The following is a 12465-nucleotide window of genomic DNA, read 5'->3' on the forward strand; positions in this document are numbered from 1 at the left end:
GGTCCGGCCCGCCCGGCCCGCCCGGACCGCCCGGCACGGGTGGCCCCGGCCGCCGCCCCGCGCCGCTTCGCCGGGCAGCCCGTCGAGATCGGCCACGGTCCGCGCGACCGCCCGCGGGTCGCCCTCACCTTCCACGGCAACGGGGACCCCGCCATCGCCCGGGCGGTGCTGGCCGCGGCCGAGAAGGGCGGCGCGCGGGTCACCGTACTGGCGATCGGATCCTGGCTCGACGCACACCCCGAGCTGGCCCGCCGCGTCCTCGACGGCGGCCACGAGCTGGGCAACCACACCCAGCGCCACCTCGCGATCAACGACATGGCCGAGGCGGAGGCGTACGCCGAGATCACCGGCTGTGCCCAGCGCCTGAAGCGGCTCACCGGCTCCATCGGCACCTGGTTCCGGCCCTCCCGGACCCAGTACGCGACGCCGCTCGTCCGGAAGCTGGCCCAGCGGGCGGGCTACCCGCACGTCCTCTCGTACGACGTGGACTCCCTCGACTTCACCTCGCCCGGTGCCGCGGCCGTCATCCGCACCGTCACCGGGACGATCCGGCCCGGATCGGTGGTGAGCCTGCACTTCGGCTACGCGGACACGGTCGACGCGATGCCTCCCCTCCTCGAAGAACTCGCGCGCCGCGAACTGCGCGCGGTGACCACCACGGAGCTGCTGACCCCATGACGACCCCCCGCCCTACCAGGACCGCCGGCGTGCTGCTGGCAGGTCTGGCCCTCGCCGCCCTGGCCGGCTGCGGATCAGCCGGCAAGGGACCCGCCGAGGCGCTCGGCACCAAGGGCCCGGCCGAGCCCGTCAAGGCCGTGCCGGCCGCCCCGCCCGGTCTGCCCGGCATGCCTCCGGTCCTCGATCCGAACGACGTCTATGCGGCGGACCGGCCGAACAAGCTCTCTCCCGTGGTCAAGGACTTCCCGTCCCGCGTCTACGTGCCGAACACCGGCTCCAACACGGTGTCCGTCATCGATCCGGCGACCTACCGGGTCATCGACACCATCCCGGTCGGTGTCCAGCCCCAGCACGTGGTCCCCTCCTGGGACCTGAAGACCCTGTGGGTCAACAACAACCGCGGCCACACGCTCACCCCCATCAACCCGGCCACCGGGGAGGCCGGAAAGCCCGTCGAGGTGCACGACCCGTACAACCTGTACTTCACGCCGAACGGCAAGTACGCCATCGTCATGGCCTCGATGGACAAGGAGCTGGTCTTCCGCGACCCGCACACGATGGACCGGGTGAAGACGGTCCCCGTGACCTGCTACGGCGTCAACCACGCGGACTTCTCGGCCGACGGCCGCTACTTCATCGTGAGCTGCGAGTTCTCCGGCGAACTGCTCAAGGTCGACACCGAGCGGATGGAGGTCGTCGGCCAGCAGAAGCTGCCGTTCGAGGGTGCGATGCCGCAGGACGTGAAGATCTCCCCGGACGGGAAGACCTTCTACGTCGCGGACATGATGGCGCACGGCATGTGGGTGCTCAGCGGGGACAAGTTCGAGACCCCCAAGCTGCTGCCCACGGGGAAGGGCTGTCACGGCCTCTACGTGAGCCGCGACTCCAAGGAGATGTACGTGTCCAACCGGGGCGAGGGCACCATCTCGGTCTTCAACTTCCCCGAGAACAGGCTCACCAAGAAGTGGACGCTGCCGGACGGCGGCAGCCCGGACATGGGCGGGGTCTCCGCGGACGGCAAGGTGCTGTGGCTGTCGGGCCGCTACAACTCCGAGGTCTACGCGCTCGACACGCAGACCGGCAAGCAGATCGCCCGGATCCCCGTGGGCGGCGGACCGCACGGACTCGCCGTGTACCCACAGCCCGGCCGCTACTCGCTCGGCCACACCGGCATCTTCCGCTAGCCGAGGAGCGGGTGACGACCACCGGGTACCGCGCGCCCGGCACGGCGGTGCCCCGGGAGCTCGCACAACCCCCGGGGCACCGCCACCGGCCCGTCGGACCGCGGGCCGCTACCAGGCGACCGGAAGGCGCTCCGGCAGTCGCTTGATGAAGCCCGTGCGCCAGACGAGGTTTTCGGCGGGCACCGCGAGCCGCAGTCCGGGCAGCCGCTCGACCAGCACCTCCAGCGCGATCTCGGCATGCGTCCGGCCCAGCGCGGACGCCGGACAGAAGTGCCGGCCCGCGCCGAAGGCGAGATGGGGGTTCGCGCTCTCGCGCTCCAGGTCCAGCTCGTCCGGACGCTCGAAGGCCTCTGGATCGAAGTTGGCCCCCTCCAGGAGGACGAGGACGAGCTCACCCTCCTTCACCAGCACGTCACCGACCCGGATGTCCGCCAGGGCGATGCGCGGCAGGCCGTCGCCGACGGACAGGTTCCAGCGCAGCAGCTCCTCCACGGCCGCACCCATGCGCTCCGGGTGCCGGCGCAGGTACCCGATCAGCTCGGGCCGCTGGAGCAGCGCGAGCACCGCGAGGGTGAGGAACGCGGAGGTGGAGACCGCGCCCGCACCGAAGAGGGAGACGGCGACCGTGGCAAACATGTCGTCGGTCAGGTGCGCCGACTCCGGGTCCGCCTCCTTCAGCCCGGCGAACGTACCGAGGAGCCCCGTACGCTCCTCGGGGTCCAGCGCGAGCTGGGCGCCCAGCCGCCCGGCGAAGTAGCCCACGTCCTTGTACCAGTTGAGGGCGGAGTCGGCGAACGGCTCGCGCGCGGTCATGAACGCGACGTCCAGCCCCGACATCAGCCGGCGCCAGTCCTCGAACGGCACCCCCAGCACCTGGCAGTGCAGGGCCGCCGAGAAGGGGTCGGCGAACCCCGCCCGGAGGTCGGCCGGGCCACCCTCGGCCACGATCGAGTCGACCAGCTCGCCCGCCCTGGCGCGCAGCAGCTCTCGCAGTCCGTCCCTGCGCGGACTCAGCGCCTTCATCACGGCGTTGCGCAGCCCGGCGCTGTTGATGTTCCCCATGTTGTTGACGACCTCGGGCGGGATCGTCAGCGCGTACTGGCGCGGGACCCCGGCGTTCGCCGTGTCCTTCAGGCTGAAGCGTTCGTCCTCCAGCACCTGCTTGGCCAGTGCGTAGCTGCTCACCAGCCAGGCCGGGTCACCGGTGAGCGTGCGGACCCGGGCGACCGGTGCCTTCTCGCGCAGCCAGGCGCACTCCTGCGGGAGCGCGTCGCCGCGCCGGGAGAGCGGGAAGTCGAGGAGCGGCTGCTCCGCGGCCCCCCGGCCCTCAAGCTGCTCGACGCTCATCGACGGTCCTTCCGGTCGGTGCGCGGTCCACGACGGCCTCGGGCCGTACGACGGCGTACGCCTGGTTGCGGGTCGCGCGCAGGCCCCCGCCGCGCGCGAAGAGGACGTCCGTCAGCGGCATCCTGACGTGGTAGGCCGCCACCGAGGACGGCACGTCGAGAATGCTCGGGGTGTCCACGAAGAACGGCAGCTCGGCCGCCATGTAATCGAAACAGACCTGCAACTGCTCGGTCGTGATCGATTCACCTTCCGGCAACTTGGAACCGACGAAATGCAGGGCCATCTCCTCGCAGCCCCTGCGGAATTCATCGTCGGTCTCCAGGAAATGCAGGACGCGGCGGTGGAGCAGTTGGTAGACGGGGTTCGACTGGAATTCGGAAAGTGCCCTGACGCGGATTCCGGTGTGCGGGGTGCCCGACTCCTCGACACCCTTGAGGATCCGCCGCCGCACCGCCTTGATCTCTTTCGCCGCACGCTTCTGCGCGTGCTCCGGGCTGTAGCCGCAGGCGGCGAACATCCGGTCCACGTGGAGGTCTGCGTAGACGAAGTCGACCTGTGCGAAGCGGGGCGCGGCCCAGCGGGCGAGGCCGGCGATGCGCTCGGAACTGAAGTAGCTGTTTCCGGGACTCACTCCGATGAGCACATGGTCGCCGTCTTCCCAGATATGGCGGCAGGTGCGGGTGAAGGGCAGAACTTCGAATGATGCGTCAGCTGTGATCGTCACCTGATTGATCGCCCTTGTTGCCACTTGTCCCTGGGAGCCCTGCGCTCCTGGTGTGGCGGCAATGCCACTACGTTATGCGGCAGCCCCGGAGCGTGACAAGTGGAATCCGGATCTATTTGCTCGGAATTGTCGATTCCGCATTACGGGGGAGTAATTGAAATCATTTCTGCCGCCCGAACGGGACCCGAGTCGGGGGCGGACGGGGCAGGCCGCTACCCTGAGCCGGTCAACAAGGCATCAAGAAGGAGTGGACCCAGTGGCGGACATCGAGAGCGCACGGACGACGTTCGGCAAGTTCGACGTGAACGGTGACGGCTTCGTCACGGCCGACGAGTTCAAGGCGGCCATGGCGGCCATGGGTGACCCGTTCGTCACCGGACCCGTCGCGGACGCCGTGATCGCCGCCAAGGACGCGAACGGCGACGGCCTGCTGAGCTTCGACGAGTTCTGGGCCTCCCTGAACAAGTAGTCCCTCCGCCGACGCCCCGCCCCGGTCCGCCGGAGCGGGGCGTCGGCGTGCGCCCGGCGCGTGCCCCGGCATGCGTACCGGGTCAGGTCTGCGGCCCGGTCATGTCCTCGACCTCGCCGAGGGCCTCCTCCAGCCAGTGCAGCCAGAACGTCTCCAGGGCGATCCCGCCGTGCAGCACGAGCCGGCGCAGCCGGTCCTCCACGGCGTCCCGCCCGGGCGGGAAGTCCTTCTCCTCGATGGCCTCGTACTGCGCCAGCTGGCGCCGGTGCAGCTCCAGGTGGCGCCGCAGCTCGGGACCGAGCCCCTGCGGCCCCACGACACCCGCCGCGCGGATCCGCAGCAGCAGCGGGTCGCGCATCGGCTTGGGGTCCTGGCTCTCGCCCACCCACCGGGCCAGCTCCGCGCCGCCGGCGGGCAGCACCTCGTACTCCTTCTTCTGCCCGCGCACGGGCACCTCGCTGGGCAGCTCCCGGATCAGTCCGGACTCCTCCAGCCGCCCCAGCTCGCGGTAGATCTGCTGGTGCGTCGCCGACCAGAAGTACCCGATCGACTTGTCGAACCGCCGGGTCAGCTCCAGCCCGGACGAGGGCTTCTCGAGCAGGGCGGTGAGGATGGCGTGCGGCAGGGACATGGCGCCATCCTAGGTTTGCGGCGGCGCGGGCCGCGCAGCCGCCTCCGGACGGCCGTCCCCGGACGGGCGCGGCCCGGTGGCGGCGCCGGGCCCCACTGCCGACGCTGGGGAAGTGGCTGCCGCATACGACTACTCGGACCTGACCGCCCTCTACGTGAACTGCACGCTCAAACGCTCGCCCGAGCCCAGCAACACCGAGGGCCTGATCGACAGGAGCCGCGCGGTCATGGAATCCGCCGGCGTCCGGACCTCGCTCGTCCGCGCCGTCGACCACGACATCGCCACCGGGGTCTGGCCCGACATGACCGAGCACGGCTGGGAGAGCGACCAGTGGCCGGTCCTCTACAGCCAGGTCATGGACGCGGACATCCTCGTGCTGTGCGGCCCCATCTGGCTCGGCGACAACAGCTCCGTGATGAAGCAGGTCATCGAGCGCCTCTACGCCTGCTCCTCCCTGCTGAACGAGCAGGGCCAGTACGCCTACTACGGGCGGGTCGGCGGTGCGCTGATCACCGGCAACGAGGACGGCGTCAAGCACTGCGCCATGAACATCCTCTACAGCCTCCAGCACCTCGGCTACGCGATCCCGCCACAGGCCGACGCCGGCTGGATCGGCGAGGCCGGACCCGGACCCTCCTACCTGGACCCCGGCTCGGGCGGCCCGGAGAACGACTTCACCAACCGCAACACCGCCTTCATGTCCTGGAACCTGATGCACCTGGCGGCCCTGCTCAAGCGCTCGGGCGGCGTCCCGGCACACGGCAACCAGCGCTCACTGTGGGACGCGGGCTGCCGCTTCGACTTCCCCAACCCCGAGCACCGCTGAAAGGCACTCAGGAGCAACCGGCGCGACGGAAGTCGGAGACACGGCGGCCGGGCGGTGGTTCGTCAGTGCGCGATGTCGACGACGAACCGTTCCGGCGAGTGGAGGGTGTAGGCGCGGTAGTAGGGGAGGGTGTCGAAGGCGGCGCCGAAGGTCACGTACCCCTCGTAATCGCCGGTCAGGGCGAGGCCCTTGAGCTTGCTGAGGTAGATCTTCTGGAGCTTGGGTCCCTGGTAGACGTTCTGGCCCGCGTCGTTGTGCGCGGCGGCGGGGTTGAGGCGGATCTCCAGGAAGTACTTCCCGACGAGCGGCACGGGTTTGCCGGACCCGTCGTAGATCAGCTGCGCGACGGGGGTGACGGTCATCGTGGGGGCGTAGCCCTGCAGGTCGATGACGATCCGGTCGAAGGTGGCGTGGCCGCCCCAGCGGGCGTTGACGACCAGCGGGGTCTGGGACTGGGTGGTGGCCGGGGTGGAGGTGAGGGTGGAGGCCGAGGCAGGCGCGGCGAAGGAGAGGCAGGCGGCGAGCAGAGCGCCGGTTGCCAGGGCCACGAACTGCCGGAGACGGGCGTGGATCATGACGTCCCCTCGATTCTCGAGAGACGGGGACCGGTGGCACAGCCTAGGACGCCATGACGGATCCGGTGGTTCCGGGCCGTTCGGGGCCTTTCCGGGCCGTTTCGGCCCGGGGACGCCCGTGGGGCCCGGCGCTTGTGCGCCGGGCCCCACACTGCGTCACGCGCTGCGCGTCAGCACTCGATGACGTTGACCGCGAGGCCGCCGCGGGCGGTCTCCTTGTACTTCACCTTCATGTCGGCGCCGGTCTCCTTCATGGTCTTGATGACCTTGTCGAGGGACACCTTGTGGCTGCCGTCGCCGCGCATCGCCATCCGCGCGGCGGTGACGGCCTTGACCGCGGCCATGCCGTTGCGCTCGATGCACGGGATCTGCACCAGGCCGCCGACCGGGTCGCAGGTCAGGCCCAGGTTGTGCTCCATGCCGATCTCGGCCGCGTTCTCCACCTGCTCCGGGGTGCCGCCGAGCACCTCGGCGAGGGCGCCCGCCGCCATCGAGCAGGCGGAGCCCACCTCGCCCTGGCAGCCGACCTCGGCGCCGGAGATCGAGGCGTTCTCCTTGAAGAGCATGCCGATCGCGCCCGCGGCGAGGAGGAAGCGGACCACGCCGTCCTCGTCCGCGCCCGGCACGAAGTTCATGTAGTAGTGCAGCACGGCGGGCAGGACGCCCGCGGCGCCGTTGGTCGGCGCGGTCACCACGCGGCCGCCCGCAGCGTTCTCCTCGTTGACCGCCATCGCGTAGATCGTCGCCCACTCGCTGCGGTGCAGCATCGGGTCGCCCTCGGTGCGCAGCTGGCGTGCCGTGGCGGCGGCCCGGCGCTTGACCCGCAGGCCGCCGGGGAGGATGCCCTCGCGGGACATGCCGCGCGAGACGCAGGACTGCATGACGCGCCAGATCTCCAGGAGGCCCTCGCGGATCTCCTCCTCCGTGCGCCAGGCCTTCTCGTTCTCCAGCATCAGCGAGGAGATCGACAGGCCGGTCTCGTTCGCCAGGCGCAGCATCTCGTCGCCGGAGCGGAAGGGGTACTTCAGCACCGTGTCGTCGAGCTTGATCCGGTCCTCGCCGACCGCGTCCTCGTCCACGACGAAGCCGCCGCCGACCGAGTAGTAGGTCTTCTCCAGCAGCGGGGTGCCCGCGCTGTCGTACGCGAAGAGCGTCATGCCGTTCGCGTGGTACGGCAGGGAGCGCCGGCGGTGCAGGATCAGCTGGTTCGGCTCGTCGAAGTCGATCTCGTGGACATCGCCTATCTCCGCGCCCAGCAGGCGCAGCCGGCCGCTCTTGCGGATGCGCTCGACCTCGTCGTCGGCGGTCTCCACGTTCACCGTGCGGGGGGAGTGGCCCTCCAGACCGAGCAGCACCGCCTTGGGGGTGCCGTGCCCGTGGCCGGTGGCGCCGAGGGATCCGAAGAGCTCGGCCCGGACGGAGGTGGTCTGGGCCAGCACGCCGTCCTTCTTCAGCCGCGTCACGAACATGCGCGCGGCCCGCATCGGACCGACCGTGTGGGAGGAGGAGGGACCGATGCCGATGGAGAAGAGATCGAAGACGGAGATGGCCACGGTGGCGGACTCCCTTGTCTGCTCGTGGGGTGGGAGGGGGCAGGAGAGGTGGATTATTCGGATTTTGTCCGGTAGACGAGCTTAACGTGGCGAAGTGAACGTCTCGTCGGTCGGACGAGGTGGGATGGATTACGTGGACGGGTCGGGCGGGTGCCGCCCACGGTCCCGGGACCCGCGCACCGCGCCGGGAGGCGGGGAAAGAGGTGATCCACCGGCCCTGCGTGACGACGCCGGGGCCGGCGGGCGGGGGACGGAGCCCCGGGGGACGGAGCGGTGGGGAGCCCGCTCCGTGCCCGGAGGGCGGAAAGGGCCCGGCCTGTGCGCGTACCAGGCCGGGCCCTTCGGTTGCCGCCTGAGGGCCGCGCCGCCTAGAGCGACGGGTACAGCGGGAACTTCGCGGCGAGCGCGGAGACGCGCGCCTTCAGGGCCTCGCTGTCGTACGCGGGCTTCAGCGCCTGCGCGATGATCTCGGCGACCTCGGTGAAGGCCTCGGCGTCGAAACCGCGGGTGGCCAGCGCCGGCGTACCGATCCGCAGACCCGAGGTGACCATCGGCGGCCGCGGGTCGTTCGGGATGGCGTTGCGGTTGACCGTGATGCCGACCTCGTGGAGGCGGTCCTCGGCCTGCTGGCCGTCCAGCTCGGAGTTGCGCAGGTCGACCAGGACCAGGTGCACGTCGGTGCCACCGGTGAGGACGTCCACGCCCACGGCCTTGACGTCGTCCTGGACCAGGCGGGCGGCGAGGATCTTCGCGCCCTCCAGGGTGCGCTCCTGGCGCTCCTTGAACTCGGGCGAGGCCGCGACCTTGAAGGAGACGGCCTTGGCCGCGATCACGTGCTCCAGCGGGCCGCCCTGCTGACCCGGGAAGACCGCGGAGTTGATCTTCTTGGCCAGCTCCTGCGTCGACAGGATGACACCGCCGCGCGGACCGCCGAGGGTCTTGTGCGTGGTGGTGGTGACGACGTGGGCGTGCGGCACCGGGTTCGGGTGCAGACCCGCGGCGACCAGGCCGGCGAAGTGCGCCATGTCGACCATCAGGTACGCGCCGACCTCGTCCGCGATGCGGCGGAAGGCGGCGAAGTCCAGCTGGCGCGGGTAGGCGGACCAGCCGGCGACGATCAGCTGCGGCTTGGACTCCTTGGCGAGGCGCTCGACCTCGGCCATGTCCACCTCGCCGGTCTCGTCGACGTGGTACGGGACCACGTTGTAGAGCTTGCCGGAGAAGTTGATCTTCATGCCGTGGGTCAGGTGACCGCCGTGGGCCAGGTTGAGGCCCATGATCGTGTCGCCCGGCTTCAGCAGCGCGAACATCGCGGCGGCGTTGGCCTGCGCACCGGAGTGCGGCTGGACGTTCGCGGCCTCGGCGCCGAACAGCGCCTTGATGCGGTCGATCGCGATCTGCTCGACCACGTCGACGTGCTCGCAGCCGCCGTAGTAACGGCGGCCCGGGTAGCCCTCGGCGTACTTGTTGGTCAGGACCGATCCCTGGGCCTCCATGACGGCGACCGGAGCGAAGTTCTCCGAGGCGATCATTTCCAGGGTGGACTGCTGGCGTACGAGCTCGGCGTCGACAGCGGCGGCGACGTCCGGGTCGAGCTCGTGGAGAGGGGTGTTCAGTACAGACATCAGGGTCCCCTGGGGTGTCAGTTACCGGCGGTGAGCTTGGTGTACTCCTCGAAGGAGAGCGTGTCCTTCGGGTCCTCCGAGAGGCGGACCTTGAAGAGCCAGCCGCCCTCGAACGGGGCGGTGTTCACGAGCGCCGGGTCGTCCACGACGTCCTGGTTGAACTCGACGATCTCACCGGTGACGGGGGAGTACAGGTCGCTGACCGACTTGGTCGACTCCAGCTCGCCACAGGTCTCGCCTTCGGTCACGGTGTCGCCGACCTCGGGGAGCTGGGCGTAGACGACGTCACCGAGCGCGTTGGCCGCGAACTCCGTGATGCCGACCGTCGCGACGCCGTCCACGGCGTCCGACAGCCACTCGTGCTCCTTGGTGTAACGCAGCTTCTCGGGGTTGCTCATGACCTGATTCTCCTGGATGCGGGGGAGTGGATACGAACTGCGGTCTTGGGTACTGAGACGGCGCCGTACGGGTTCCCGTACGGCGGACGTGGTGCGTGGGGCTACTTCTGCCGCTTGTAGAACGGCAGCGCCACGACCTCGTACGGCTCATGCGTACCGCGAATGTCGACGCCGACGCCGGAAGTGCCGGGCGCGGCGTGCGCCGCGTCCACGTACGCCATCGCGATCGGCTTGCCCAGCGTCGGGGACGGGGCGCCGGAGGTGACCTCACCGATGACCTGGCCGTCGGCGACGACCGGGAACCCGGCGCGCGGAACGCGGCGGCCCTCGGCGATCAGACCGACCAGCTTGCGCGGCGGGTTGGTGGTGGCGCGCTCGGCGGCGGCCTCCAGTGCGGCGCGGCCGACGAAGTCCCCCTCCTTCTCGAACTTCACGACCCGGCCCAGACCCGCGTCGAACGGGGTGAGGGAGGTGGTCAGCTCGTGCCCGTACAGCGGCATGCCCGCTTCCAGGCGCAGGGTGTCGCGGCAGGACAGGCCGGCCGGGACCAGGCCGACGCCCTCGCCCGCCTTCATCAGCGCCTGCCAGAGCTCCACGGCGTGCTCGGGGGCGACGAACAGCTCGAAGCCGTCCTCGCCGGTGTAGCCCGTACGCGCGATCAGCGCCGGGACGCCCGCGACGGTGCCCGGCAGGCCCGCGTAGTACTTCAGGCCGTCCAGGTCGGCGTCGGTCAGGGACGCCAGGATGCCGGGGGACTCCGGGCCCTGCACCGCGAGCAGCGCGTACGCGTCGCGGTCGTCGCGGACCTCGGTGTCGAAGCCGGCGGCGCGCTCGGTCAGGGCGTCCAGGACGACCTGGGCGTTGGAGGCGTTGGCGACGACCATGTACTCGGTCTCGCCGAGGCGGTAGACGATCAGGTCGTCGACGATCCCGCCGTCCTCCTGACAGATGTGCGTGTAGCGGGCGCGGCCGACACCGACGGTGGAGATGTTGCCGACCAGTGCGTGGTCCAGGGCCTTGACGGCCTCCGGGCCGGTCAGCGTGATCTCGCCCATGTGGGAGAGGTCGAAGAGACCGGCCTTGGTCCGTACGGCGTTGTGCTCGTCGCGCTCGCTGGCGTACCGCAGCGGCATGTCCCAGCCCGCGAAATCGGTCATGGTCGCACCGAGCGAGCGGTGCAGCGCATCGAGGGCGGTCAGGCGGGGGGCAGTGCTCATGGGTGTGGCTCCCGGGTCCCAGGGCATCGACATGACATGACGAGGACGTTCCTCCCCATCTGTCATCGGAACCTGAGAGGTTCGCCGAGAGTTCCGCCGATCGCCCGATCGCCGGTTCTTCTCATCGACTTGCACCTTGGGTGGAGCTGCGCAGCAGCTCGCTTTTCAGATCTGCCTCATCCACGCGGTACGGGGCCTGAGAGATTCAAGGGAGGTTCTTGCTCCTTCGGCGCCCGCGCACGGCCTTGCGGCGTGCCGGGACTCTCCCGCGCGGATTCAAGCGGCCGGTATGCAGTTGGTCCAGATGGCGCACATCATTGCACGCCATATCCGAGATCGGGCGGTGGGGGCCGAAAGTTCGTGCGCCTCTCCGAAGTGGCGGACCGGAACCGGGCCCGCCGGATTACCGTCTCTTTACACTCAGTGGGCAAGGGTCCTGGTGACCCGATTCGGGGGAGGCGAACACTGTGCGGAGATTCGGAGTGGTGACGACGACGGGAACCGTGGACGCGGTGCCGGTGCAGCGCGGGGCGCGCGAGCGCAGGAGGGCGGCCGACGCCGGCCTCGGCCTCGTCCGTGACCTGCGCGGACCGGCCGTGCCCGCTCCGCTGCGGCTCGGCTTCGCGGCCGGGGACATCGTCGTGGTGTCGGGCCTGCCCGGCGGCGGCAAGAGCACCCTGATCAAGCGGGCGGCCGCCGAGGGCGGGGCCGTCGACTCCCAGGACACCCGTGAGCGCTGGGAGCAGCGCATGCCCGCGACGCTCCCGTACGCGGTCTACCGGCCGCTCGTGCGGGCCGCGCACTACTGGGGGCTGTGGCGGATCCTGCGCTCCGGCGCCTCCGTGGTCGTCCACGACTGCGGCACGCAGAGCTGGGTGCGCGGCCTGCTCGCCGCCGCCGCCCGCCGCCGGGGCCGCGCGCTGCACCTGCTCCTGCTGGACAGCAGCCCCGAGGAGGCCCTCTCCGGGCAGGCCGCGCGCGGCCGCCGGGTGTCGGCGTACGCCTTCGCCCGCCACCGGGGTGCGGTGACCCGGCTGCTCCGCGAGGCCGAGGCGGGCCGGCCGCCCGCGGGCTGCTCCTCGGCGACCCTGCTGGACCGCCGCTCGGCCGCCGCCGTGACGGGGATCGCCTTCCGCGGCTGACCGCCGCGGCCGGGCCGGGCCGCCGGGGCTCGGCCGCCGGGGGCGGGGGGCGGGGGGGGGGCGCCCCGCCCGCCCGGGCGCCCCGGGGGGGCCCCC

At 70.8% G+C, this 12465-nt stretch carries 13 protein-coding genes and 1 riboswitch; of the genes, 5 read left to right on the top strand and 8 right to left on the bottom strand.

Annotation, left to right across the window (positions count from 1 at the left end):
• On the top strand, nucleotides 1-678 hold a 678-nt coding region (locus ACWGE1_RS35920; protein WP_453424661.1), incomplete at its 5' end, for a polysaccharide deacetylase family protein.
• Nucleotides 675-1862, top strand: coding sequence for a YncE family protein (locus ACWGE1_RS35925; RefSeq protein WP_453424662.1), 1188 nt, complete (start codon nucleotides 675-677; stop codon nucleotides 1860-1862). The genes ACWGE1_RS35920 and ACWGE1_RS35925, both read left to right, overlap by 4 nt.
• Nucleotides 1863-1970: 108 nt before the next feature.
• Here ACWGE1_RS35925 and ACWGE1_RS35930 read toward each other — a convergent pair whose 3' ends face one another.
• A complete protein-coding gene (locus ACWGE1_RS35930) occupies nucleotides 1971-3209 on the bottom strand; it encodes a cytochrome P450 (RefSeq protein ID WP_453424663.1) in 1239 nt (412 codons plus the stop codon).
• Entirely contained in the window at nucleotides 3190-3957 is a 768-nt protein-coding gene (locus tag ACWGE1_RS35935; protein WP_453424664.1) for a tRNA-dependent cyclodipeptide synthase, read from the bottom strand. Before ACWGE1_RS35935 ends, ACWGE1_RS35930 begins: the two co-directional genes overlap by 20 nt.
• A gap of 232 nt (nucleotides 3958-4189) precedes the next feature.
• Between ACWGE1_RS35935 and ACWGE1_RS35940 the strand changes: the two genes are divergently transcribed.
• Nucleotides 4190-4402, top strand: a complete 213-nt coding sequence (locus ACWGE1_RS35940; protein WP_150259513.1) for an EF-hand domain-containing protein — start codon at nucleotides 4190-4192, stop codon at nucleotides 4400-4402.
• Nucleotides 4403-4484: 82 nt separating this feature from the next.
• Here the strand turns inward: ACWGE1_RS35940 and ACWGE1_RS35945 are convergent, their stop codons facing one another.
• Nucleotides 4485-5033, bottom strand: coding sequence for a PadR family transcriptional regulator (locus ACWGE1_RS35945; protein WP_453424665.1), 549 nt, complete (start codon nucleotides 5031-5033; stop codon nucleotides 4485-4487).
• A gap of 112 nt (nucleotides 5034-5145) precedes the next feature.
• Here ACWGE1_RS35945 and ACWGE1_RS35950 point away from each other — a divergent pair, with 112 nt between their 5' ends.
• A complete protein-coding gene (locus tag ACWGE1_RS35950; protein ID WP_453424666.1) occupies nucleotides 5146-5859 on the top strand; it encodes a flavodoxin family protein in 714 nt (237 codons plus the stop codon).
• Between the two features lie 62 nt (nucleotides 5860-5921).
• Here ACWGE1_RS35950 and ACWGE1_RS35955 read toward each other — a convergent pair whose 3' ends face one another.
• The 5 genes from ACWGE1_RS35955 to gcvT all read right to left on the bottom strand — a co-directional run bounded on the left by ACWGE1_RS35955 (nucleotide 5922) and on the right by gcvT (nucleotide 11227).
• Nucleotides 5922-6431, bottom strand: a complete 510-nt coding sequence (locus ACWGE1_RS35955; protein ID WP_453424672.1) for an AMIN-like domain-containing (lipo)protein — start codon at nucleotides 6429-6431, stop codon at nucleotides 5922-5924.
• Nucleotides 6432-6604: 173 nt separating this feature from the next.
• Nucleotides 6605-7987 carry an L-serine ammonia-lyase gene (locus ACWGE1_RS35960; protein WP_453424667.1) on the bottom strand — a complete coding sequence of 461 codons (1383 nt, stop codon included), beginning with the start codon at nucleotides 7985-7987 and terminating at the stop codon, nucleotides 6605-6607.
• 368 nt (nucleotides 7988-8355) lie between these two features.
• Nucleotides 8356-9612 (bottom strand): serine hydroxymethyltransferase, encoded by a 1257-nt coding sequence (glyA, locus tag ACWGE1_RS35965; protein WP_453424668.1) that lies wholly within the window; start codon nucleotides 9610-9612, stop codon nucleotides 8356-8358.
• Nucleotides 9613-9629: 17 nt separating this feature from the next.
• Nucleotides 9630-10010 carry a glycine cleavage system protein GcvH gene (gene gcvH / locus ACWGE1_RS35970; protein WP_453424669.1) on the bottom strand — a complete coding sequence of 127 codons (381 nt, stop codon included), beginning with the start codon at nucleotides 10008-10010 and terminating at the stop codon, nucleotides 9630-9632.
• Between the two features lie 101 nt (nucleotides 10011-10111).
• Nucleotides 10112-11227, bottom strand: coding sequence for a glycine cleavage system aminomethyltransferase GcvT (gcvT, locus tag ACWGE1_RS35975; RefSeq protein WP_453424670.1), 1116 nt, complete (start codon nucleotides 11225-11227; stop codon nucleotides 10112-10114).
• Nucleotides 11228-11402: 175 nt separating this feature from the next.
• A riboswitch (glycine riboswitch) is annotated at nucleotides 11403-11506 on the bottom strand.
• Between the two features lie 206 nt (nucleotides 11507-11712).
• On the opposite strand from gcvT, the gene ACWGE1_RS35980 reads away from it, so the two are divergent.
• The gene (locus ACWGE1_RS35980) at nucleotides 11713-12369 is read left to right on the top strand and encodes an AAA family ATPase (RefSeq protein WP_453424671.1); all 657 of its coding nucleotides are present in this window, start codon (nucleotides 11713-11715) and stop codon (nucleotides 12367-12369) included.
• Nucleotides 12370-12465 lie beyond the last annotated feature (96 nt).

This window comes from Streptomyces sp. NPDC054932 (assembly GCF_053610205.1).